Origin of the sequence: Bradyrhizobium sp. LTSP849, assembly GCF_000938255.1 — a bacterium.
Lineage (GTDB): Bacteria > Pseudomonadota > Alphaproteobacteria > Rhizobiales > Xanthobacteraceae > Bradyrhizobium.
In genome coordinates, this window is sequence record NZ_JYMR01000034.1 from 50,289 (window position 1) to 72,023 (window position 21,735).

At 64.4% G+C, this 21,735-nt stretch carries 22 protein-coding genes; 4 read left to right on the forward strand and 18 right to left on the reverse strand.

Translation table 11 applies throughout. The features are described 5' to 3' along the window. The first annotated feature begins 14 nt into the window (after positions 1-14). On the forward strand, positions 15-206 hold the full coding sequence (locus tag UB31_RS21490; protein WP_045012312.1) for a hypothetical protein: 192 nt from the start codon (positions 15-17) through the stop codon (positions 204-206). On the opposite strand, the gene UB31_RS21495 is transcribed toward UB31_RS21490, so the two are convergent. From UB31_RS21495 to dmeF, 3 genes are all read right to left on the reverse strand, one after another. Beyond that, entirely contained in the window at positions 203-1,081 is an 879-nt protein-coding gene (locus tag UB31_RS21495) for a DMT family transporter (protein WP_045012313.1), read from the reverse strand. The two genes, UB31_RS21490 and UB31_RS21495, sit on opposite strands and share 4 nt — an antisense overlap. Before the next feature lie 84 nt (positions 1,082-1,165). Beyond that, positions 1,166-1,996 carry an N-acyl homoserine lactonase family protein gene (locus UB31_RS21500; protein ID WP_045012314.1) on the reverse strand — a complete coding sequence of 277 codons (831 nt, stop codon included), beginning with the start codon at positions 1,994-1,996 and terminating at the stop codon, positions 1,166-1,168. Positions 1,997-2,085: 89 nt separating this feature from the next. Next, the gene (gene dmeF / locus UB31_RS21505) at positions 2,086-3,045 is read right to left on the reverse strand and encodes a CDF family Co(II)/Ni(II) efflux transporter DmeF (protein WP_045007983.1); all 960 of its coding nucleotides are present in this window, start codon (positions 3,043-3,045) and stop codon (positions 2,086-2,088) included. Positions 3,046-3,240: 195 nt separating this feature from the next. Between dmeF and UB31_RS21510 the strand changes: the two genes are divergently transcribed. After that, entirely contained in the window at positions 3,241-4,059 is an 819-nt protein-coding gene (locus tag UB31_RS21510) for a chromate resistance protein ChrB domain-containing protein (RefSeq protein WP_045012315.1), read from the forward strand. Continuing rightward, positions 4,059-5,444: a chromate efflux transporter gene (chrA, locus tag UB31_RS21515; RefSeq protein WP_045012316.1), complete on the forward strand. Its 1,386-nt coding sequence runs from the start codon at positions 4,059-4,061 to the stop codon at positions 5,442-5,444. Before UB31_RS21510 ends, chrA begins: the two co-directional genes overlap by 1 nt. Here chrA and UB31_RS21520 read toward each other — a convergent pair. Genes UB31_RS21520 through UB31_RS21530 form a run of 3 tightly spaced genes read right to left on the reverse strand, consistent with a single transcriptional unit; the run spans position 5,441 to position 7,227 of the window. Next, positions 5,441-6,127: an L-2-amino-thiazoline-4-carboxylic acid hydrolase gene (locus tag UB31_RS21520; protein ID WP_045012317.1), complete on the reverse strand. Its 687-nt coding sequence runs from the start codon at positions 6,125-6,127 to the stop codon at positions 5,441-5,443. The two genes, chrA and UB31_RS21520, sit on opposite strands and share 4 nt — an antisense overlap. Further along, positions 6,120-6,356 (reverse strand): hypothetical protein, encoded by a 237-nt coding sequence (locus UB31_RS42610; RefSeq protein WP_245306040.1) that lies wholly within the window; start codon positions 6,354-6,356, stop codon positions 6,120-6,122. Before UB31_RS42610 ends, UB31_RS21520 begins: the two co-directional genes overlap by 8 nt. Position 6,357: 1 nt before the next feature. Beyond that, a complete protein-coding gene (locus tag UB31_RS21530; RefSeq protein WP_045007987.1) occupies positions 6,358-7,227 on the reverse strand; it encodes a VOC family protein in 870 nt (289 codons plus the stop codon). A 128-nt stretch (positions 7,228-7,355) separates the two neighbouring features. Between UB31_RS21530 and UB31_RS21535 the strand changes: the two genes are divergently transcribed. Further along, positions 7,356-7,982: a LysR family transcriptional regulator gene (locus UB31_RS21535; RefSeq protein WP_045012392.1), complete on the forward strand. Its 627-nt coding sequence runs from the start codon at positions 7,356-7,358 to the stop codon at positions 7,980-7,982. Positions 7,983-8,018: 36 nt separating this feature from the next. On the opposite strand, the gene UB31_RS21540 is transcribed toward UB31_RS21535, so the two are convergent. From UB31_RS21540 to UB31_RS21595, 12 genes are all read right to left on the reverse strand, one after another. Continuing rightward, the gene (locus UB31_RS21540; protein ID WP_045012318.1) at positions 8,019-9,563 is read right to left on the reverse strand and encodes a GMC family oxidoreductase; all 1,545 of its coding nucleotides are present in this window, start codon (positions 9,561-9,563) and stop codon (positions 8,019-8,021) included. A 4-nt stretch (positions 9,564-9,567) separates the two neighbouring features. Further along, a complete protein-coding gene (locus UB31_RS21545; RefSeq protein ID WP_045007989.1) occupies positions 9,568-11,124 on the reverse strand; it encodes an ABC transporter substrate-binding protein in 1,557 nt (518 codons plus the stop codon). A gap of 248 nt (positions 11,125-11,372) precedes the next feature. Beyond that, positions 11,373-13,511 carry an outer membrane protein gene (locus tag UB31_RS21550; protein WP_197090840.1) on the reverse strand — a complete coding sequence of 713 codons (2,139 nt, stop codon included), beginning with the start codon at positions 13,509-13,511 and terminating at the stop codon, positions 11,373-11,375. A gap of 335 nt (positions 13,512-13,846) precedes the next feature. Further along, a complete protein-coding gene (gene parC, locus UB31_RS21555) occupies positions 13,847-16,105 on the reverse strand; it encodes a DNA topoisomerase IV subunit A (RefSeq protein WP_045012320.1) in 2,259 nt (752 codons plus the stop codon). 60 nt (positions 16,106-16,165) lie between these two features. Beyond that, positions 16,166-16,441, reverse strand: a complete 276-nt coding sequence (locus UB31_RS21560; RefSeq protein ID WP_045012321.1) for a hypothetical protein — start codon at positions 16,439-16,441, stop codon at positions 16,166-16,168. A 124-nt stretch (positions 16,442-16,565) separates the two neighbouring features. After that, positions 16,566-17,318 (reverse strand): DNA repair protein RecO, encoded by a 753-nt coding sequence (recO, locus tag UB31_RS21565; RefSeq protein WP_045012322.1) that lies wholly within the window; start codon positions 17,316-17,318, stop codon positions 16,566-16,568. A 69-nt stretch (positions 17,319-17,387) separates the two neighbouring features. Continuing rightward, positions 17,388-17,768 (reverse strand): hypothetical protein, encoded by a 381-nt coding sequence (locus tag UB31_RS21570; RefSeq protein WP_045007994.1) that lies wholly within the window; start codon positions 17,766-17,768, stop codon positions 17,388-17,390. 21 nt (positions 17,769-17,789) lie between these two features. Further along, positions 17,790-18,716, reverse strand: a complete 927-nt coding sequence (gene era, locus UB31_RS21575) for a GTPase Era (RefSeq protein WP_045012323.1) — start codon at positions 18,714-18,716, stop codon at positions 17,790-17,792. Beyond that, the gene (gene rnc / locus UB31_RS21580; RefSeq protein ID WP_045007996.1) at positions 18,706-19,542 is read right to left on the reverse strand and encodes a ribonuclease III; all 837 of its coding nucleotides are present in this window, start codon (positions 19,540-19,542) and stop codon (positions 18,706-18,708) included. The genes era and rnc overlap by 11 nt, the downstream gene beginning before the upstream one ends. After that, positions 19,539-20,303: a signal peptidase I gene (gene lepB / locus UB31_RS21585; RefSeq protein WP_045007997.1), complete on the reverse strand. Its 765-nt coding sequence runs from the start codon at positions 20,301-20,303 to the stop codon at positions 19,539-19,541. The genes rnc and lepB overlap by 4 nt, the downstream gene beginning before the upstream one ends. A gap of 249 nt (positions 20,304-20,552) precedes the next feature. Then, positions 20,553-20,972, reverse strand: coding sequence for a holo-ACP synthase (gene acpS / locus UB31_RS21590; protein ID WP_045007998.1), 420 nt, complete (start codon positions 20,970-20,972; stop codon positions 20,553-20,555). Further along, complete coding sequence (locus tag UB31_RS21595) at positions 20,969-21,721, reverse strand: pyridoxine 5'-phosphate synthase (protein ID WP_045012324.1); 753 nt, start codon at positions 21,719-21,721, stop codon at positions 20,969-20,971. The genes acpS and UB31_RS21595 overlap by 4 nt, the downstream gene beginning before the upstream one ends. Between the last annotated feature and the right edge of the window lie 14 nt (positions 21,722-21,735).

Below are 21,735 nucleotides of genomic sequence, written 5' to 3' on the forward strand. Positions count from 1 at the left end.
CGCACAAGCGAGCCATGAGCGAAGACACAAGCCCGCCCCGCACGTTCAAAGGCCTCCTGCGCTGGGTGATGACGCCGCCGCAGGCCTGGGGTGTCTATCTCCTCGCCATCATGCTGGTGTGGCTGCTCTCGTTCTATGCCGGCACACTGAAGCCGAAGAAGACGCCGGAGGGCGGCCCGCCGCAGGTCACCGCACCGAAAAGCTAGGCCGTCTTCGTTTCGCCGGTCGCGATCCAGATGCCGGCGAACACTGCAACCAATCCGATCAGAAGATTCGGCGTGATCGGCTCGCCGATCAGCAACGCCGCCAACAAGGTGGCCGCGATCGGATTTACCGTCATGGTATTGGCGACCCGGGTCGGCGTCGCGCGCGCCAGCGCCATGACCCAGAGGATGAAGGCGAGCGCGCCGCCGCCGACGCCGAGATAGATACCGGCGATCCACTGCGCCGTCGTGAAATGATCGAGCGCCGCAAAGCTGCCCTTCAATAGACCCACCAGCACCAGCACGCCTGCACCCGCACCCATACCGACCGTGAGAAAGCCGAGGGGGCTCGAGCGCTGCATCAGCGGACGCGACAGCACGTTGTAGAACGCCATGCAGAACACCGCCCCGGTCATAATCAGTTCGCCGCGCCAGGCGCCGGGCGGGCTCTGCGCCAGGCCGGCCGCCAGCGCCGCCGCCACGCCGAGCACGGCGATGCCGACGCCCGTGACCTTGCGCGCCGTCAGTCGCTCGACGCCGAGCAGCGCGCCGACCACCATGGTGTGCAGCGGCAGCGTCGCCAGCGCGAGACTGGCGCGCGCAGCGGTCGTATAAGACACCGCGATGTTGTAGAGGATAAAAAACAGCCCGAAGAAGCAGATGCCGAGCAGCATCACGGCCGGCCAGTCGGACCGCTGCGGCCAGCGCACGCGGAGCAGCAGTGCGCAAGGCAACAGACAGAGGAAACCGATCCCCCAGCGCAGGATCGCAAGCAGCACAGGATCGGCGCCGCCGACGAGATAGCGGGTGATCGCCGCAGCGGTGCCGCCGAGGCTGCTCGATGCCAGCGCGATCGCAACCCCGAGCCACTCCCCCACAATCGTCTCCTGTCGCGGAGCCTGTTGCGGGCGCCTAGCACGCTCCTGCTGCCACCGTAGTGGCAACAGGGGCGTCTCGGAAAGCTAGTCGTAAAACTCCGGCGACATCTTCTGGCTGTCGCGCTGGGCCTTGTCGTGGTTGATCCAGAGCTGCCCCTTCGCCTTGTCGAGCGTGTCGGCGATTTTCTGCATCGAGGCCGCGCTCTGCTCCTTGTTGGCGTTCATGCTGGGGACGCGGCGGTTGTCCCAGTTGTCCTTGAAATGAACGGCATCGCCGGACAGCACGACCGCGCCGGTCTTCGGCAATTTCACCAGCAGTGATTGATGCCCCGGCGTGTGGCCGGGCGTCGACAGGATGGTCAGGCTGCCGTCGCCGAACACATCCTTGTCGCCCGACAGCAGCTCGACGGGATGCGAGGGCTTGAAGCGCGGCTCGTTGTTGGCGCCGGGCCAGTCATATTCGGTCTTCTGCACGTAGAGGGTCGCCTGCGGGAACATCTCGACATTGCCGATATGATCGGGATGCGTATGCGAAACGCCCATCGTCTTGATGTCGGAGGGCTTGACGCCAATCTGCTCGAGCTGCGCCGCGAGCGTCTTCGGCCGCCGCCAGGTGACCGCCTTGGGGTCGGCGGGCGGAAGACCGTTCGGCATCGCAGCCACGGAATCGGCGATGCCGGTGTCCCACAGGAACCAGCCCTGTGTGTGCTTGATGAGGTAGCAGGTATCGACGAAGTCCATCGTCTTGCCCTCGTTCAGGCCCGGGGTCCAGCGCGAGATGTCTCCGGCGGTGCCCTCCCCGCAGTTCAGCACGTAGAGCTTTTCAACACCGGTCTTCTCCGACTGTGCCAAGGCGGCATGGCCGGACAAAGCGAGCACGGCGACAGCGAGAGCGAGCTTGATTCTGGGCATCATTCTTGGTCTCTCCTTGGCAAGCAATTGGGTAAGCTGCGACCGAGGATCAACCCCGGCGCCGCCGCAGAATTCCGCATCCGCCGATCACGTCAGTGCGGGCAAGTCTCGACCTCGACCGTGACGTGGCTGAGGCCCTTCAACCCGGCGAGGCGCTTCTTGTAGACGGCCGGCTGTTTCGGCTGGTCCGACACCACTGAGACCAGCACGGCGCAATGGCCGGGCCCGACCTGCCAGAGATGCAAATCGGTGACACGGTCGTCACCGACCTCCATGCGCATGCGAATGGCGCGCTCCAGCTTCTCGTCGGCACGCACGTCGAGCAGCACCGCGCCCGAGCTCTTGACGAGGCCAAACGCCCAGCTCGCTATCACGGCGCTGCCGATCAGGCCGACGGCCGGATCGGCCCAGACCCATCCCGAATACATCGCGACAAGCAGCGCGCCGATCGCCAGCACAGAGGTTGCGGCATCGGCCATGACGTGGACGTAAGCCGCGCGAAGATTGTTGTCGTGGTGATGGTGGTGATGATCATGGTCGTGATCGTCGTGATCATGATGCGCATGGCCGTGATCATGGCCATGGTGATGATCATGGCTGTCGCGCAGCAACCACGCGCTGGCGAGATTGACGCAGAGCCCGAGCGCAGCCACGGCGACGGCCTCGCCATAAACGATCGGCACCGGCGTGAACAGCCGCAGCACGCTCTCATAGGCGATCTCGACCGCGATCAATCCTAGAATGATCGCGCTGGAGAAAGCGGCAAGGTCGCCGAACTTTCCGGTTCCGAAGGTGAAATGCGCGTTCCCCAGATGCCGGCGCGCGAAGCGGTAGGCGAACGCGGCAATCCCGAGCGCCGCCGCATGCGTACCCATGTGCCAGCCGTCGGCGAGCAGCGCCATCGAGCCGAACAGCGAGCCGGCGACGATCTCGCCCACCATCATGACCAGCGTCAGGACCACGACCAGCCAGGTGCGCCGTTCGTTCTCGTCGTGCTTGTCGCCAAGAAAGGCGTGGTCGTGGGTCCATTGTTCGATGGAATGGGAATGCATCGAAATATCTCCGAAAGGTCCGGTCCGTTGACCCGCAATATAGACCTGCGGGGCCGCTGGGCAAAATCAATGAAACGAGCCGATTGACAGCCCGGCGCGATTTCGTGGTAATGAGGCTTATGGGGATTTGAGCGATCTCCCCACGAGGCGACATGCCCAAGTATCGCGTCCCGTTTGTTCTTACGAGGGCGCATCATGTCTTCCTACACAACGATATCGTCTGACAAATTGGCACGACTGATCGGCACGGCGAACGCCCCTGCCCTGATCGACGTGCGCACCGACGAGGATTTTGCCGCCGACCGGCGGCTGATTCCCGGCTCGATCAAGCTCAGCCATGACAATGTTCCGGACTGGGGCGGCGAGTTCGCGGGCCGTTCCGCGATCGTCTCCTGCCTGCGCGGCGCAAAGCTCGCGCAGGGTACCGCGGCCTGGCTCCGCCAGCTCGGCGTACAGGCCGAGACGCTGGAAGGCGGATTCGAAGGCTGGAGGGACGCAAAGCTGCCGCTGGTCGATGCTGCAAAACTGCCGCCGCGCGACGCCAAAGGCCGCACCGTCTGGGTGACGCGGGCGCGACCCAAGGTCGACCGCATCGCCTGCCCCTGGCTGATCCGCCGCTTCGTCGATCCCAACGCGGTGTTCCTGTTCGTCGCGCCCTCCGAAGTGGTCGCCGTCGGAGAGCGCTTCAATGCAGCGCCCTTCGACATCGAGAACGTGTTCTGGAGCCACCGCGGCGAGCTCTGCACCTTCGACGTGATGGTCGAGGAGTTCGGGATCGCCACACCGTCCCTGCTCCGGCTGGCCACGCTGGTGCGCGGCGCCGACACCGCGCGGCCCGACCTCGCACCGGAGGCGCCCGGCCTGCTCGCGGCCTCGCTCGGGCTGTCGCGGATGTATGACGACGACCTCGAACAGCTCGAGGCCGGCATGCTGCTCTACGACGCCTTCTACCGCTGGTGCCGCGATGCCACCACCGAGACCCACAACTGGCCGACCAACAAGGTGAAGGCGTAATGGATACGCGCACTGCCCAAGGAGAAGCTGATGCCGGTCACGGCATCAGCTTCAGCGAAGCCTTCCGCGTCTGGTTCCGCGTCGCCTGCCTGAGTTTTGGCGGGCCCGCGGGCCAGATCGCGGTGATGCACCGCATCCTGGTCGAGGAGAAGAACTGGATCTCCGAAGGCCGTTTTCTGCATGCGTTGAATTATTGCATGCTGCTGCCGGGACCGGAGGCGCAACAGCTCGCGACCTATATCGGCTGGCTGATGCACCGCACCGCCGGCGGGCTGATGGCCGGCGGCCTGTTCATCCTGCCCGGCATCATCGCCATCATGGGATTGAGCTATGTCTATGCCGCCTTCGGCAATGTCAGTTTTGTCGAGGCGCTGTTCTTCGGGCTGAAGGCGGCCGTGCTCACCATCGTCCTCGAAGCCGTGGTGCGCGTCGGCAAGCGCGCGCTGAAGAACCGCATCATGATCGCTCTGGCTGCGATCGCCTTTGTCGCGATCTTCTTCTTCGCGGTCCCCTTCCCGATCATCATCATCGCCGCCGGCGTGATCGGTTATGTCGGCGCCAAACAGGGCCGTCCGGAATTTGCCCCGGCCGGTCACGGCCCTGGCGGCAGCAGCGCCGTGATCGACAGCATGCTCGGCGACGCCGTGCCCGATCACGTTCGCCCGGACACCGCGCGCGCGATCCGCGTCGGCACGCTGTGGCTTGCGCTGTGGCTGGTGCCGGTGATCGTGCTGCTCTTGACCCTCGGGCAGGCCAGCGTGTTCAGCCAGATCGCGCTGTTCTTCTCGAAGATGGCGCTGGTCACCTTCGGCGGCGCCTATGCCGTGCTGGCCTACGTCGCGCAGCAGGCGGTCGAGCACTATCACTGGCTGAAGCCGCACGAGATGCTCGACGGCCTCGGCATGGCCGAGACCACGCCGGGCCCGCTGATCATGGTGCTCCAGTTCGTGGGCTTCATGGCGGCCTATCGCGACGCGAGCGGCCTGTCGCCGATGCTCGCGGCCACGCTCGGTGGATTGCTCGCGACCTGGGTCACGTTCACGCCCTGCTTCCTCTGGATCTTCGTCGGCGGCCCCTATATCGAACGGCTGCGCGGCAATACCGGACTTGCCGGCGCGCTGAGTGCGATCACCGCCGCCGTCGTTGGCGTGATCCTCAACCTCTCGATCTGGTTCGCGCTGCACACGCTGTTCCGCGAGACCGTGCCGGTGCACGCCTTTCCACTGAACTTCGATAGGCCGGTGCTCACCAGCGTCGACGTGCCGGCGCTCGTGCTGTCAATCGCGGCCGCGACCGCGATCTTCCGTTTCAAGCTCGGCATGATCACGGTACTTGCGGGCAGTTGCGCGGCGGGCGTGGCGCTGCGACTGGCGGGGGTGATCTAGACGTCTTGGGCCGACGGAAGGCGCGAGAAGCGGAAATTGCAGTGGCTCGCGCCGCCAGCCAGTGTCTGCGTCCTTTCCAGGTGAATGCCGCTCGCTGCATAGGCGTCGAAATCAAGCCCGCAAATGTTCGGCAAGATCTCCTTGTCGCCATGCCGAGCCGCGAATTTGCAAAAGCCGCAAGCCTTGTAGTCGATGCCGAATTCGAAGTTGTCACCCGGGCCCGGCTCGACGAAATCGTAGACGAAATCTTCCGAAAACTCCTTCTGATGGCTTCTTGTAGCTTGCTCGCGCAGCAAGGTCTGGTTTTCCGACGACATGAATTGACGGCCCGAGGCGAGGCGTTCCGCTCCTGATACGGTGAGCAATTGCGCCTTGTAGGTTTCCCGCTCGATGTCGCCGATCACGGACAGCGGCACGCCGTGTCGCCGGAGCACGCGGCTGATGGCCATGAAGCCGATGAGACGCATGAAGAAATCGCTCATGCGACTTGCCGCGCCTCCGACATAGGGCATCTGGGTGAGCACGATTTCGAATTCGTCCATCACCTCCTGCCTGATCCCGTCAATATCGGTGAGATGCGCGCGCTCGCGCAACATCACCTTGGCAAGATCGAGGCGATGGCGCATGGCGGCTTCCATTGCAGCGCGATGGGTCTCGTAAAAGGGATGGATGATCTCAGTCATTGGACACCTGGCACAATTGGCCCTTTGCTAGGTCGGCGAGAGCCGGGTTCATCCCGCAGCAATCGCCTCGATCTCCATCGAATCCTTCAGGCACCGCGCCGTCGGATGCCTCGGGTACCTGGCCGCTGGTGAACAGCAGGCGGCGATACTGACCGAGTTCAACTCCCAAGCTGTAGCCACCGGCGGGGGCGTGGACCGCTGCGGGATTGTGGTTGAGGATGTGAGCCACGTCAGTTTGCCTCCTGCTCGACGAATTCCAGCGCCAGACCATGCGTGGCGACGGGTGGAATCAGCAGCACGCCGCCGGTCATCGCGAAGCTGACGCCGTTGCTTTCCAATGCCCGCCTCGTCGCATCGAGATCGGCGACCAAAAAACGCGCAGCGGAAAAGCGCGGCGCAGAGCTGTTCGCCAGGCCCGGCAACCGGCGCGCCAGTTCGGAGGGGCCGAGCAATGTGATCCGGTTGTCGCTGTCGCCGACCGTCAGGCGGTCAGGTGCAAGCTCGGCCGGGCCTTCCATGAGGCGCTCGAGGAAATCGCGGTGTGCCGCTGGCTCCGGCGTCGACATCACGACCTCGATCACACGAAGGACGCCGTTAGCGTGTCGCTGATAATCCGGCTTCCAAAACAGTTCCGGGGGGTGACGCTGCTGGCAGGTGAAGAACGCGATCCCGGGCATGGCGGGATCGGTGGCGAAAGCCAGGGAGAATGCAACGCGTGCCGTGCCTCCATCAGGCAGCACCGCGTCGCGGCCGAAATCGAACGGTGCGTAGGCGCCGATGCGATCGGCCCTGAAGCGTGCCGCATCGGCGTGGGCGTCGGTGCTGTGCAAGACCAGCATCGACATGCCTTCGGCCCGCGTCAGAAACTCCCGGTTGTGGGCCGCGAAGCTGAAATGGCCCGGTGTCGCTGCGGGCACCAACGCCTCATCAGTGACGGCCAGCAGCTCCACGAAATTGTCGGCGAATTGCGCAAGGCGGTTGCTGGTTCCAAACGGATGCACACCGGTCGGCGTGAGGTTGAAGCCCAGTCTGCGCCAATCCAGCGCAGCTCGTTCGAGATCGTGGACGCAAATGACGAGATGGTCCAGTCGGCGGGGCATGGGGTTCTCCGGATTGCGGGCTGACCGTATCCGGCAACATCGCCGCGGCGCAAAGCATGATTCCTGCGTTTCAGCGCAAGAAAATCTATTGCAAGGCCACCGGTGATCAGTGTCAAACTTGCCGTGCGATGACCTACACCCTTCCGCCACTCAACGCGCTCCGTGCCTTCGAAGCCGCCGCGCGGCACCTCAGCTTCAAACTGGCCGCGCACGAGCTGCACGTAACACCCGCCGCCGTAGGCCAGCAGGTGAAAGCGCTGGAGGCGCGTCTCGGCGTACCCCTGTTCGAACGGCTGCATAAGCAGCTCATCCTGACCGCGGCAGGCCAGGCCTATCTGCCCGGGATATCCGACGGCTTTCGCCGCATAGCGGATGCAACCTCGCAATTGAAACCGGCTGGTGCGGTGCTGCTGCAATTGGGAGTCCATGGCAGCTTCGACCTGCGTCGCCTCGAATTGGCGGAGTTTCGCAGCGCGCATGGGGACATCGGTTTGCGGGTGCTTCAGCCCGCCGGCTTGCACGAATTGGTCGAGGGCAAGGTCGACCTGCTGATCGCCCGCGGTCTCGGCCACCATCCGGGCTATCGCTGCGACCGGGTCAATGAGGGATCGGGCCCCGGTGATTGGCTGATTGCGCCTGAAGGCACCGCGGATTGTCCCGAGATCGTCAGCTTCCGCGAATGGCTGCGCGCCCTGCCGGCCGAGAAAGCGCTCGCCCACCGCCGTCCTCGCCTGGTCGGCAGCGTCGGGAGTTGAGCCGACCGTGAGAAGCGTGGGTTTAACGCGGTGGAACTACCGCATCATCATCCGCGCGATCGCTTCCCCAATCACCACAGTCGTGAAGTGGGTGTTGGCCCGGCAATCGGACGGCATGATCGAGGCGTCGGCGACGCGCAGCCCGCTGATGCCTTTCACACTGCCGTCGGGATTGACCACGCCATTGGCGTCGTTGACGCCGGTCATGCGGCAACTGCCAGCGGCATGCTGGATGTCGCCAGTTTCACGGCGCAGCAGCGCGTCGAGCTCGTGATCCGGCAGGGCTGCGGCCTGCGGCAGCGTGAGGTCGGTGTCGGTCAGCCTGATCCAGTCGGAGATGCCGGCCAGCGCCGGCTGCGAGGTGATCACGGCCAGCCGTTTCACCGCATCCTTCATGCGCAGCATGTCGCGGGGATCGGCCAGCATGTTCTCCTCGACGATCGGATCGACGGCGGGATCGATCGAGGCCAACTTCAACGTACCACGCGAATAGGCGTTGAAGAGGCCGGCGCCGATCGCCCCGGGCACGCCGATGCCGCGATGGTTGAAGGCGATCAAGATCATGTCGCGCTTGCCGCCGTCGGCGAGGCCGGAGGAATAGGTCACGCAGCAATTGGTGTGGCGGGTGTCCGGATCGGTGGGCCGGAGATTTTCGTGGAGCCCGATCGTTGCGCGAAACAGCGGGTGATCGAAGAAGTGCCGGCCGACCGGCAGGTCGCGCTCAACCGCAATTCCCATCGCCTTCAGCTCATCGGCGGGCCCAACGCCCGACCGCAGCAGGATCGCGGGACTATGGATAGCGCCGGCGCAAAGCACGATCTGGCGCGCGCTGATCTCGCTGGTGCCCTGGCCCTCGATGTGAACGCGGACACCGGTCGCCCTTCCGTCGCTGATCAGCACGCGGTCGACGAGCGTTTTGCCCCGAATCTCCAGATTGGTGCGACCGCGCGCAGGCTCGAGATAACCTTCGTTGGTGGTGATGCGGCGACTGTCGCGGCTGTTGATGGGATAACAGGCGACACCCTCTCCGTCCGGACCGTTGACATCCGCGCACCAGGGATAGCCGCTCGCCAGCGCCGCATCGCGCAAGCCGCGATCGATCGGCCCCCATTTCTCCGGCGGAGCACGGTACACCGGCAATGGTCCGCCGCGGCCGTGACCTTCAGTCTCGCCAAATTCCAGATCATCCTCGATCACCGAGAACAGCGGCATCACGTCCTTGGCTGACCAACCGGTGCAGCCATTGGCGGCCCATTCGTCGAATGCGTCCGCAACGCCGCGGATGGCGATCTGGCCGTTCATCATCGATGAGCCACCGAGCCCCTTGCCGCGCCAATAGAAGCGCGGCTCCTGCCCCGCCACCCGGCGCGTCAGCAGATGCGGCCACTGCCATTTCTCCTGATACTCGCGCTTGTGAATGATCGGGATTGGGTTCGGCGTCATCACCTCCCAGGGCGCCTCGTCGGCGCGCCAGTCGAGACCCGCCTCGAGCAGCAGAATGCGCCTTGCCGGATCCTCGGAGAGCCTTGCCGCAACAGCGGCGCCGGCCGAGCCGCCGCCGACAACAATGACATCGTACATCGCGTTACTTCTCAACGTTCCAGAACACCGGTATGGCGGACGGTATCAGACCGCGCAGACTGGCGCGATAGACGGCCGGCTGGGCGAACTGACCCCACGGAATCGCCGGCGCCTGATCGTACATGACGCTCTGGATCTCTCCGGCAATCTTCTTGCGATCCGCTTCGGCCGGCGCCTTGGCGAAGGCTTCCATCAATGGCGTGATGCGCGCATCGCACTGCCAGCCGGTGAAGTCGGCGCAGTTGAAGGCGACCATGACGTTGGTCAGCGGCGATCCCAGATCGAAGCCGCCGGCGTGAACGCCATAGACGCTCCAGCCTTCCTTCTTGGCGCGACGCGCCAGCACGCTCGCCCAGTCCATCACCTGGAGGTCGACGTTGAATCCGGCCGCCTTCAGCCGCTCGGCCAGCACCTGCGCGGAGACGCGCGGCGCTTCGAGATCGTTGGCCTCCATCACGACGACGGGCTCGCCGGCATATTTCGTCGCCTTCAGCGCCGCCTTCGCCGCTTCGATCGACGGATTGGCCGCAGCTTCGATGTCAGCCTTGCTCTCATAGGTGGTGCCGCAGGTAAAGAACGTCGCGCAAGGCGTGGCGTATTTGGCATCGAGGCCGAGCGCATCCAGCACTTCGCGCTGATCGACCAGCTTCCACAGCACGCGCCGGATCGCGGGATCGTCGAACGGCTTCGACGCCGCATTGAGGCGATAGGCGCCCGCAAACATGTTGCCGCCGGTAAAGTTCACGAGCTTGACGCGCGCGTTCTTCTCTAGCTGCGGCAACAGATCGAACGGCGCATATTGCATGAAGTCGATTTCGCCGGCCTGCAACGCGGAGGCGGCGGTCGAAGCGTCCGGAATGACGCGGATCTCGAGCGTGTCGACGTTGACGCGCTTGCCGCCGGCGAGGAAATCGGCCGGCTCCGGGCGCGGCACATAGTCGGCGAATTTCTTCAGGATCATGCGATCGCCGGTGCGGTGATCGGCCTTGCTGTAGACGAACGGGCCGGAGCCGACGATCTCGGTGATGCGCTGGTCGCCGGGCGTTTTCGCGATGCGCTCAGGCATCATGAAGGCGACCGGACTGACAGGGTTGCCGAGCGCGTCGATGACAAGGCCGGACGGCTCTTTCAACGTCAGCACGAACGTCTTGGCATCCGTCGGCTCCAGCGACGCCGTGATGGCGAAGATGCGACGGCCGAGCGCGCTGCGGGTGCCCCAGCGGCGCAGCGACGCGACGCAATCGGCCGCGGTGACCGGCTGGCCGTCATGCCACTTCAAGCCGTCGCGCAGCGTGAAGCTGTAGGTCAAGCCATCGGCTGAGACCTTCCAGTCCTGCACCATCTGCGGCTTGACGTCGCCCTTGGAATCCTTCGCGAACAGGGTGTCAAACACCATGTAGCCGAAGGTGCGCGAAATATAGGCCGTGGAGAAATGCGGATCGAGAGTGACGATCTCCGCTTCAAGCACCGCGACGAGATTGCCGGCCGCATGCGCGGGCGTCAGCGCCGCCGCCAGCGCGAGGGCGAACAGCGCCGGAATGAAAGCCTTCAGTTTTGACATTGGTGCCTTTTTGCTTTTTTCGGAGCTCGTTTGCGCTCTGGAAGAATTAGAACGATGCGCGGAAACACCTGGGTTTCCAGCGGTTTTAAAAGGCAATGTTCGTGCCGCACGCGACCGCATTGCTCATGCGATGGTGACTAGCTGCCGCGCGTTTGCGGGATGCGGGCGGAGCGATGATCGACCTCACCCGCGTGCGTTTACGCTTGCGACAGTGGCCTCGGGCTCGTCGGGGCGATCTGAGCGCAGCTCTATGGCGTGAACTTGTATGACACCCCGGCGCGGACGGTATCGATCGTCTGCCGGCCGCCGCGATCGGTGGTGGGCGCACCGCCGGGCTCGGTCGTGGCGATGTTGGTCTTCGCTTCCACCGTGCCGAAATCGTAATGCAGATATTCGATGCGGCCGATCCAGTTCGAATTGCCGAGGAAGGTCTCGACACCCGCACCGGCGGCAACCCCGAAATGATTGCGCGCCGTCTCGACCACGGCGGCTGTGATCGGACTGGGGGCCGAATTGGCCGAGGAATCGATACGGTGCGCATGTTCGAACGCGAGACCGCCGGTGGCATAGAGCAGCCAGCCGCTCGACGGCGTCCAGCCGAGACGCCCGCGCACCGTGCCCAGATATTTGACGTTGTCCGACAGCGTGTCGCTGACGGTGCCGGCGAGCACGGTTGGGGTCGAGCCCTTGATGCCGGTCGCGCTGCCGTCGATCTCGACACCCGCAACGGCGCTCGCATACTGCCAGTTGTAGCCGGCCTGGCCGCCGCCGAGCCAGCCTTTCGACCTGATATCGCCGATGGTGACCCCGCCAAGCAAGGAGCCGTTCGAAAAATCGTTCTGCTTCCAGCCATAGCCGCCATGGGCGCCAAGATAGAAGCCGGACCAGCTTTGCAGCGATGGCATCGGGCCCGCCTTGGCATCGGCAAGTTTGGCATAGGCAAGCGCAGACACGGGCGAGACGGCGTCCGGCCCGAACTTGTAGGATACGCCGGCACGCACGAGGTCGACGGTCTGGTGGCCGATCGAGGTCGCCGCGGCAAAATTCGTCAACGGCGGCGAGACGGCGACCAGGCTTGAATCGGAACGGACGCGGCCGAAATCGTAGTGCAGATATTCCAGCCGCCCGATCCAGTTGCTGCTGCCGAGCATCATCTCGCCGCCCGCACCTGCAACCCAGCCGAAGCGGTCGCTCGGTGTAGCCGTCCGCGTGGTGGTGACGCCCGTCGCGGTGGTGTCCTGCTGCACCTGGGTGATCTCCAGCCGTTCCCAGGCGAGGCCGGCGGTCCCATAAAGCAGTATGGTGTCGATCGGCGTCCAGCCGAGACGGCCGCGCACGGTACCGAGATATTTCACCTTCTCGTCGAACTTCAGCGTCGAGGCGAAGCCAGGAGACGCAATCGATGCCGTCGAAGTGCTGCCCTTGATGTCGGCCGCGCTGAGGTCGGCCTCGAGGCCGGCGACCACTCGATTATATTGCCAGTTGTGGCCGAACTGACCGCCGGCGACCCAGCCTTGCGACTTTGCGCCGGTCAGCGCGCCGTCCGGCGCAAAGTCGAGCAGCGTCAGGGGCAAGGTCGCGGGATCATCGCCCCAGCCATAGCCGCCATGGGCGCCGGCATAGAACCCGGCCCAGCCGCTGCGCGCCGATGCCAGCACGGGCGCCTTGACGTAAGGCACCGGTGCTTGCCGCGCTGGCGCGCCAAACTTGTAGGACACGCCGACGCGAACCATGTCGATGGTCTGCGACCCCGACGTCGAGTTCACCTGGCCGATCGCAGCGGTGATCGCGGAGGAGTCGGCGATCTGGCCGAAATCGTAGTGCAGATATTCGATGCGGCCGATCCAGTTCGGGCTGCCCAGCATCGCCTCGACGCCAGCGCCGGCGACCCAGCCGAACTTGTCGGTTGGCGTGCGGCTGGACGACAGCGTCGCACTGACCGGCGCCGTCGAGGTCTGCAATGTCTGCGATGTGGAGTCGAGCCGCTCCCAGGCGAGGCCCGCGGTCCCGTACAGCAGCACATTGTCGGCCGGCAGCCAACCGAGGCGGCCGCGAACGCTGCCGAGATATTGCGCCTTCTCGCCCAGCGTGATGGTCGTCGTGTCAGTCCCGCCGAGGAGTTGGCTGACCGCGTTGCTGCCCTTGATGTCGGTCGCCGAGAAATCGAACTCGAGCCCGGTGACGGCGCGGCCGAACTGCCAATTGTAGCCGGCCTGCGCGCCGTAGACGGCGCCTTTCCCGCGGATGCCGTTGATCGATTGCGGCGTCGCCAGCGCGAACGCCTCCGACTGTGAGAAGTCGTCGCGCTCCCAGCCATATCCGCCGTGGACACCAAGGTAGAAGCCCGCCCAGGACGCGGCGAGCGCCGGTGACGCCTTTACGGGCAAGTCGGCTCCGAGCGCCGAACCGGACAAGGCGATGATTGAGACGCTACAAAGAAGCAGGCAGCGCGGCGGCCGCAACGCCGTGTTCGATCCCGGCCCCATTCCCAGTCCCCAGCGAAATTCCAAAAATATCCTAGCACAAATGGAATCACGGCGATTCGTGATTCGCTATCTCCCGTTGAGCGCGCGAACGCGAAAGCCTTGCGGCGTGTTCAAACGGCAACAACAAGCTTGCGAAAAATGCTGCTTTTGTCGGCACAAAGCAAGAAATCGCAATCAAGCGTTAAGAGATACGCGATTGCGAATCAGGAGGGCGCGCCTGCTGTTTGAAAGTTGAGTTACCCGATCACTCGCCCGAACTTGTTCGACTTCGGAAAGCCCTTCGGCGGCAGGCGGCCGGCATCTGCGCGGGTGCCTTTCCATTCGGCGAGCTCCTTCATGGTCGCGCTGAATTCGCGCCCCGCGGAGTCTTTCCAGGTGAGGCCCGCCTTGGCGTCGAACACCGCGATGTCGGAGAGGCCACCGTCCTTGTATTTCTGCAAGCGAACGCCGCGGCCGCGTGCCATCTCCGGCACTTCACTGAGCGGGAAGACCAGCATCTTGCGGTTCTCGCCGATGACCGCGATGGTATCGCCGAGCACCTCGGTGATCGCGCGCGCCTCGTTCGGCATGTCGACGTTGAGAACCTGCTTGCCCTTCTTGGTGGTGCCGACGCAATCGTCCTCGTTGACGACAAAGCCCTGGCCTTCGTGGCTCGCGACGAGGAACTTGCGGCCGCCCTTGTTGACGAACAGCGTGACGGGAGCTGCGTCCTGCTCGAGATCGATGAACAGGCGGATCGGCTCGCCATGACCGCGGCCGCCCGGCAGTTTTGCGACGTCGAGCGAATAGAATTTTCCGTTGGTGGCAAACAGCAGCAGCTTCGAGGTCGTCTCCGCGAAGAAGGTGAAGCCAAGCTTGTCGTCCTGCTTGAAGGCGAGGCCCGAGAGATCCTCGACATGGCCTTTCATGGTGCGAATCCAGCCTTTGTCGGAGACGACAACGGTCACCGGCTCGCGCTCGACGAGGGCTTCCTCCATTGCGGCAAGATCGTGCTCGGGCGCATCCGCAAAGGTGGTGCGGCGCTTGCCGAGCGGCGTCTTGGGTCCGAACATGTCGCGGACCTTGCCGACCTGCTCGGCGACCTTCTTCCACTGCTCGGCTTCGGACGCGAGCAATGCATTGATGCCCTTGAGCTCGTTGCGAAGGTTCTTGTCCTCGGTGCGGATCTCCATTTCCTCAAGCTTGCGCAAGCTCCGGAGCCGCATGTTGAGGATGGCCTCGACCTGTACCTCGGTGAGCTTGAACGCCTTCATCAGCGCCGGCTTCGGCTCATCTACGGTACGGATGATCCTGATCACCTCGTCGATGTTGAGATAGGCGATCAGGAGACCGCCGAGGACTTCCAGCCGATGCTCGATCTGCGCCTTGCGGAAGTTGGTCCGGCGGATCAGGACGTCGCGCAAATGGTCGAGCCATTCGCGCAAGCACTCGGCCAGACCCACCACTTTGGGGATGCGGCCCTTCAGCAGCACGTTGAGGTTCAGCGGAATCTTGTTTTCGAGCTCGGTCAACCGGAACAACGATTCCATCATCAGGGCAGGATCGACGTTCTTCGACTTCGGTTCGATCACGAGACGGACGTCTTCGGCCGACTCGTCCCTGACATCGCCGACCAGCGGCAGCTTCTTCTGGTCCAGCAGCTCGGCAATCTTCTCGACGAGGCGCGACTTCTGCACCAGGAAGGGAATCTCGGTGATGACGACGACCCAAGTGCTACGGGCGCCCTCCTCTTGCTCCCACCTGGCGCGGACGCGGAAAGAGCCGCGGCCGGTGGTGTAGGCTTCAGCAATCGCCTGCTTGGAATCGACACAGATGCCGCCGGTCGGGAAATCCGGGCCCTTCACCCACTTCAGCAGGGCCTTCGATTTCGCGTCGGGCTTCTCGATCAGATGCAGCGCTGCCTCGCAGAGCTCGGCGGCATTGTGCGGTGGGATCGAGGTCGCCATGCCGACGGCGATGCCTTGCGCGCCGTTGGCGAGCAGATTCGGGAAGCCGCCGGGCAGAACCACCGGCTCCTTGGACTGGCCATCGTAGTTGGGACGAAACTCGACGCCGTCCTCGTCGATGCCGTCGAGCAGAAGCCGCGCGACATCGGTCATGCGGGCTTCGGTGTAGCGGTAGGCCGCGGGGTTATCGCCGTCGATATTGCCGAAATTGCCCTGGCCGTCGACCAGCGGATAGCGCGAGGAGAAATCCTGCGCGAGGCGCACCATCGCGTCGTAGATCGCCTGGTCGCCGTGCGGATGGAAGGAGCCCATCACGTCGCCGACGATTTTGGCGGATTTCTTGAAGGCCGTACCCGGGTCGAGCCGGAGCAGGCGCATGCCGTAGAGGATGCGCCGGTGCACCGGCTTCAGGCCGTCGCGCGCATCCGGCAGCGCGCGGTGCATGATGGTGGAGAGCGCGTACGCGAGATAGCGCTCTTCCAGCGCCTCACGCAGCGGCACATCGTGAATTTCGGCCGGTTCTTCCGGCGGAACGATTCGTTTTCCCATGCCGCCCGGTTAAACCGTGAAGGCGAATCGGGCAAGGATGGATTGGTTCCCTGTGGGCTTCTACTGCCCTGCCCAGCCGGCGGTCACGGTCGGCTGAACCTTGGCCTGCGCAGTGACCGGCGTATTGGCCACGCAGCGGCGAGCCGTCTCGATTTCAGCGTCTGTCGCGCCCTTGGATCGGGCCCATGCCTCTGCCGCTGCAGCGGAATATTTGGCCACGTAAAACCTGACAACGGTGCAGGAGGCACGGCGAAACACACCCGGTTGCTCGCCTGCGAGGGCGTCCGGCGCCAGCGCGACAAGCGCTGCCGATATCAGCATTCCCTTGATCAACATCAGGCTATCCCCGGGTTGGAACCCCAAGAGCAAGTCCGGGAACCCGTCTATTGTTCCGCAAACTGCCGCCTGATTGGGCAATACAGGGGCGCGCTGGCGTCATGGCGCGGGAAGCACCGCCTTTTCATGGCGCTGGGAGCGCCGCTTTGGCCTGCTGCCGTGTCAGCGCGTTGATGAAGCCGGCCCGCGCGTCGGAATGGGCTTGCCCACGCGGCTCCAGCACATGGCGCAGCAGGAACAGGCCGGTGAGCCGAAAGCCGTCCTGGAGATCCTCATCGGTGAGGTCGTCCTGCACCTCGCCCTGGCGCAGGAACTGCGGCAGCCGCAACAGCCGATCGCGCCACGGCTCGCCTGCGCCGCGTGACACCGCACCGCCGGATTTCGGCGAGACGTAGATCAGGTCCGTGGTCTCCCCGGTCACCGCGCAATTGTCCAGCGCCAGCCCGAAGCCAAGTTCGGTGAGCATAGCCAGTTCAAAATGGATGACGTGCACGGCGGCGCTGCCGATGTCGTCGAAATCGTCGAGCGAATGTTCGAGCAGCGCAAAAATCTCCCCGTGCGGATCGCGCTCCGGCAGGAGCCGCGCAATCGAGGCCAGATGGGTGACGCCGTAAACGCCATGGGACGATCCCAGCAGCGTCGCCGCGCGCAGCTTCAAGCCTTCGATCGCATAGGTGCCGAGATGCTCGTCGAGCCGCGCCCGCCACACCACGCTGACGCTGTTTCCCGGCTGCAAGAGCGGCCGCATCCGCGAGCCGGCGCCGCCACGCACGAGGCCGAGATGCCGGCCGTGCTCGCGCGTCAAAAGCTCGACGATGGCGCTGGATTCGCCATGCCGCCGCACCCCCAGCACGATGCCTTCGTCGGTCCACTCCATGGACGGAAGTCTAGCGCATTTTGAGGAATCGTAGGGTGGGCAAAGCGAAGCGTGCCCACCAATTTGACCTCACGCGTTGAACCAGCCCTGCGCGTCGCCGCTAAAGGAGAAATACAGCCCGAACACCGTCAGCACGCAGGAGGCGATTTCGATGACGCTGTCGAGCTCCAGGCCCCGCTCGCCGATGATCTGGCCGAGCGAGATCACCGACAGCACCAGCGCTGCCGCCAGCACCCAGCGCGGCCAGTTCTTGCGCCCATGCGCGGCGAGCCAGACGAAATAGACCAGCAGCGAAATCATGGCGCCGGCGAGCAGCGTCGCCGTCATGATCATCTGCTCGGTCATGTCGACGGTGGGTGTGCGGTCCTGGACCGCGACCGACAGGGCATCCAGCATCAGCGAAGCATAGAGCAACGCTTCGAAGCGCTGGACGTTGCGGGGCACGCTCATCAAATACCGATCTTTTCTTGGTTATTCTTTGGGAAATTCCAGGCCCATCTCGCGATAGCGATCGGGATCGTCACCCCAGTTCTCGCGCACCTTGACGAACAGGAAGAGATGCACCGGCACGCCCAGGATTTCGCCGATCTCCTTGCGCGAGTCCGCGCCGATCGACTTGATGGTGGCACCGCCCGCGCCGAGCACGATCTTGCGCTGGCTTTCGCGCTCGACGAAGATCGTCTGCTCGATGCGCACCGACTTGTCCTTGCGCTCCTCCCACTTGTCGGTCTCGACCGTGGATTGGTAAGGCAATTCCTGGTGCAGCTTGCGAAAGATCTTTTCGCGGGTGATCTCGGCCGCGAGATGCCGCATCGGCGCATCCGACATCTGGTCTTCGGGATAGAGGAACGGACCCGGCGGCACCATCTCGGCGAGCGTATTGCGGATGTCGTCGACGCCGTCGCCCGAGATCGCCGCAATCATGAAGGTCTTCGTGAAGGCCATGCGCTCGTTGGCGGCCTGCGCCAGCGCCAAAAGCTTCTCGCGCTGGACCAGGTCGACCTTGTTGATCACCAGGATCTTGTCGTGCTTGACGCTCGCGGCCTTGGTGAGGATCGCATCGGCCTCCTCGTCAATCCCGGCCTTGGCGTCGAGCAGCACGCAGACAAGATCGGCGTCATGCGCGCCGCTCCAGGCGGTCGAGACCATGGCGCGATCGAGCCTTCGCTTGGGCAGGAAGATACCGGGCGTGTCGACCAGGATGATCTGCGCATTGTTCTCGATGACGATGCCGCGGATCAGCGCACGCGTGGTCTGCACCTTGCGCGAGACGATCGTGACCTTCGCCCCGACCAGCGCGTTGACCAGCGTGGACTTGCCGACATTGGGGGCGCCGATCAGCGCTACGAAGCCGCAGCGCGTAGCAGTGGGCGTCTCGCCGCTTGCTTCAACCGTCATTGCCGCCGCCAACACCTTCACGTTCGATCATGACTGAGGCCGCGACCTTCTCCGCCGCACGCTTGCTGCCGCCCGTGCCTTCGGCCGGCGCCAGCCCCGGCAGGTCCACCGCGACACGGAACTCCGGATCGTGATGCGGACCGGTGCGCTCGACCTCGCGGTAGACCGGCGTCGGCAGTCCCTTCCCCTGCGCCCATTCCTGGAGCACGGTCTTGGGATCGCGCAGCGGCCGTCGCGGCTTGTGCATGCGCTCGGTCCAGTTGCGCTTGACGAACTCGTCCGCGGCCGCATGGCCGCCGTCGAGGAAGATGGCGCCGATCACCGCCTCGCAGATGTCACCGAGTATGGACTTGCGCAGCCGGGCGTCGGCGCTGGGGCCGACCGAGCCCAGCTTGATGTCGTCGAGCAGACCGAGCGACTTGGCGACGTCGGCGCAGCTCTCCTTGCGCACGAGCTCGGCAAGCCGCTTGGACAGCTCGCCCTCATCCGCGTTCGGGAAGGTATGATAGAGCATGTCGGAGACGACGAGCCCGAGCACGTGGTCGCCGAGAAATTCCAGCCGCTGATAGCTGTCGCCGCGCTTGCGCCCGGACTTCAGCGCCGAAACATGCGTGATCGCCAGCATCAGCAGGTTCGGATCGGCAAAGCCGTGCCCAATGCGCGCCTCGAGCGCCGCGTTCGCGTCAGCCGCCTTGGCCTTGCCGCTGCGCACCCGCTTCTTCTTCGCAGGCGTCTTGGACGTCAGCGTCTTGGTCACAGCTTCGCCGTCAGGGCCAGCTTGCGCCTCGATCGGTTGGGTCGTGATGTCCTTGGCTTCGTCTTTCATCGGACAATTTTGAAGAAACGATTCCAGCGCACCGCCCACGGCCAGCGCCAGAACATCCAGGCATGCTCGCCTTCGGCGATGGAGAAGAAGATCATCTGGGCGCGGCCGATCAGGTTCTCCTGCGGCACGTAGCCGACCTGGCCGAGGAAGCGGCTGTCGGTCGAGTTGTCGCGGTTGTCGCCCATCATGAAGAAGTGGCCGGGCGGCACGGTGTAGACATTGGTGTTGTCCATATAGCCGTTGTCGGCGCAATCCAGCGTCTCATAGGACACCCCGTTCGGCAGCGTCTCCTTCCAGCGCTTCACCCGAGAAAGGCCGCCGCCTTCGGAACCGCAAGGATCTTCGCCGACAAATTCGCTCATGCGCTGCCGCTCGACCGGCGTATCGTTGATGTAGAGCAGCCCGTCCTTCATCTGGATGTGGTCGCCGGGAAGCCCGATCACGCGCTTGATGTAGTCGGTGGAATCGTCCTTCGGCAGGCGAAACACCACGATGTCGCCGCGGTTCGGGTCCGAACCCCAGATCCGCCCCGAGAACAGCGGCGGCGAGAACGGGATCGAGTAGTGGCTGTAGCCGTAGGAATATTTCGAGACGAATAGATAGTCGCCGACCAGCAGCGTCGCCTTCATCGAGCCGGACGGGATGTTGAAGGGCTGGAACAGGAAGGTGCGGATCACAAGCGCGATCAGGAGGGCATGGATCACGACCCGGATCGTTTCGCCGACGCCGCTCTCAGTTTTTGTTCCCGAAGTCACGCTCATTGCTCTCTCAATTCCGACCGGCGGTCACAGAGCGCCCTCCTCCCGCGAACGGCCCATCGCTGCGCGGCGCAAGGAGATTGTCCTGATTCTGATAGTGAGGGCCAATTCCGGCGTAAAGCCGAATTCGCCCGGGCTGATTTGCGTTCGCGGACTTTTAGACGGTTGTCGGGAGCCACGCAATCAAGGATCGCATCAAAAACGTATAAGATATTGATTTTTAATGAGAATTATAAAATTTTCGCCAGCCCATCAAGGCTTGGCCAGCGGAACGGCGGAAATGATCACGAAGGCCTGCGCCAGCGGCCAGTCGTCGGTGATCGACAAGTCGATCTGCGCCTCGAACCCCTCCGGCGTCAGGTCCTGAAGCCTGGCCAGAGCGCCCCCGGTCAGCCGCATGGTCGGCCGGCCCCCCGGCAGGTTGACCACCCCCATGTCGCGCCACCAGACGCCGCGCCGGATGCCGGTGCCGAGCGCCTTGGAGCAGGCCTCCTTGGCGGCAAAGCGCTTGGCATAGGTCGCTACCACCATCTTCTCGTTCTTGGCGCGCCGCTCCGCCTTGGCCCGCTCGGCGTCGGTGAAGATGCGACCGAGAAAGCGCTCGCCATGGCGCTCGATCACCTTGGCGACGCGGGTGATGTCGATCAGGTCGGAGCCGATGCCGATGATCATGCCCGGCTCCGGCCGCGGTCCATCGCCGCGCGCATGCTGCGCACCGTCTCGGCAAGGCCGACGAACAAAGCTTCGCCGATCATGTAGTAGCCAATGTTGAGCTCCATGATGTCGGGCAGCGCCGCGATCGTCTCTGCCGTCGCATAGTCGAGCCCGTGCCCGGCATGGACCTCCAGGCCAGCGGCCTTTGCGAGCTTCGCCCCCGCCACGATCCGCTGCCATTCGGCCTCAGCCTTGTCGGTATGGCCGTCGACCACGGCGTCGCACCACGCGCCGGTGTGGATCTCGATCACGGGCGCGCGCAGCCGCGCCGCCATCTCGATCTGCGCGGGGTCCGCGGCGATGAACAGCGAGACGCGGATGCCGGCATCGTTCAGCCGCGCGATGTAGGGCGCGAGCGCGTTGTGCTGGCCGACCACATCCAACCCGCCTTCGGTCGTCACCTCCTGGCGGCGCTCCGGCACCAGGCACACCGCATGCGGCCTGGTGGCGAGCGAGATGCGCATCATGTCGTCGGTCGCCGCCATCTCGAAATTCAGCGGCTTGGAGATCTCGGCCTTCAACCGCGCCATGTCTTCGTCGCGGATGTGCCGGCGATCCTCGCGCAAATGCGCGGTGATGCCGTCGGCGCCGGCCTCGATCGCGAGCAGCGCGGCGCGCACCGGATCGGGATTGCGGCCACCGCGCGCGTTACGCAGGGTCGCGACATGATCGACATTGACGCCAAGGCGAAGCGGAAGAGCAGGCATTGCAAGGCTCACAA

Bases quoted from the DNA above. Each gene is read 5' to 3' on its own strand.
- UB31_RS21535 (WP_045012392.1), top strand. From the start codon at position 7,356: ATGACCTACACCCTTCCGCCACTCAACGCGCTCCGTGCCTTCGAAGCC.
- parC (WP_045012320.1), bottom strand. From the start codon at position 16,105: ATGGGAAAACGAATCGTTCCGCCGGAAGAACCGGCCGAAATTCACGAT.
- UB31_RS21500 (WP_045012314.1), bottom strand. From the start codon at position 1,996: ATGATGCCCAGAATCAAGCTCGCTCTCGCTGTCGCCGTGCTCGCTTTG.
- UB31_RS21540 (WP_045012318.1), bottom strand. From the start codon at position 9,563: ATGTACGATGTCATTGTTGTCGGCGGCGGCTCGGCCGGCGCCGCTGTT.
- UB31_RS21490 (WP_045012312.1), top strand. From the start codon at position 15: ATGAGCGAAGACACAAGCCCGCCCCGCACGTTCAAAGGCCTCCTGCGC.
- chrA (WP_045012316.1), top strand. From the start codon at position 4,059: ATGGATACGCGCACTGCCCAAGGAGAAGCTGATGCCGGTCACGGCATC.
- UB31_RS21545 (WP_045007989.1), bottom strand. From the start codon at position 11,124: ATGTCAAAACTGAAGGCTTTCATTCCGGCGCTGTTCGCCCTCGCGCTG.
- recO (WP_045012322.1), bottom strand. From the start codon at position 17,318: ATGGAGTGGACCGACGAAGGCATCGTGCTGGGGGTGCGGCGGCATGGC.
- UB31_RS21570 (WP_045007994.1), bottom strand. From the start codon at position 17,768: ATGAGCGTGCCCCGCAACGTCCAGCGCTTCGAAGCGTTGCTCTATGCT.
- UB31_RS21560 (WP_045012321.1), bottom strand. From the start codon at position 16,441: ATGTTGATCAAGGGAATGCTGATATCGGCAGCGCTTGTCGCGCTGGCG.
- rnc (WP_045007996.1), bottom strand. From the start codon at position 19,542: ATGAAAGACGAAGCCAAGGACATCACGACCCAACCGATCGAGGCGCAA.
- dmeF (WP_045007983.1), bottom strand. From the start codon at position 3,045: ATGCATTCCCATTCCATCGAACAATGGACCCACGACCACGCCTTTCTT.
- era (WP_045012323.1), bottom strand. From the start codon at position 18,716: ATGACGGTTGAAGCAAGCGGCGAGACGCCCACTGCTACGCGCTGCGGC.
- UB31_RS21510 (WP_045012315.1), top strand. From the start codon at position 3,241: ATGTCTTCCTACACAACGATATCGTCTGACAAATTGGCACGACTGATC.
- lepB (WP_045007997.1), bottom strand. From the start codon at position 20,303: ATGAGCGTGACTTCGGGAACAAAAACTGAGAGCGGCGTCGGCGAAACG.
- acpS (WP_045007998.1), bottom strand. From the start codon at position 20,972: ATGATCATCGGCATCGGCTCCGACCTGATCGACATCACCCGCGTCGCC.
- UB31_RS21520 (WP_045012317.1), bottom strand. From the start codon at position 6,127: ATGACTGAGATCATCCATCCCTTTTACGAGACCCATCGCGCTGCAATG.
- UB31_RS21530 (WP_045007987.1), bottom strand. From the start codon at position 7,227: ATGCCCCGCCGACTGGACCATCTCGTCATTTGCGTCCACGATCTCGAA.
- UB31_RS21595 (WP_045012324.1), bottom strand. From the start codon at position 21,721: ATGCCTGCTCTTCCGCTTCGCCTTGGCGTCAATGTCGATCATGTCGCG.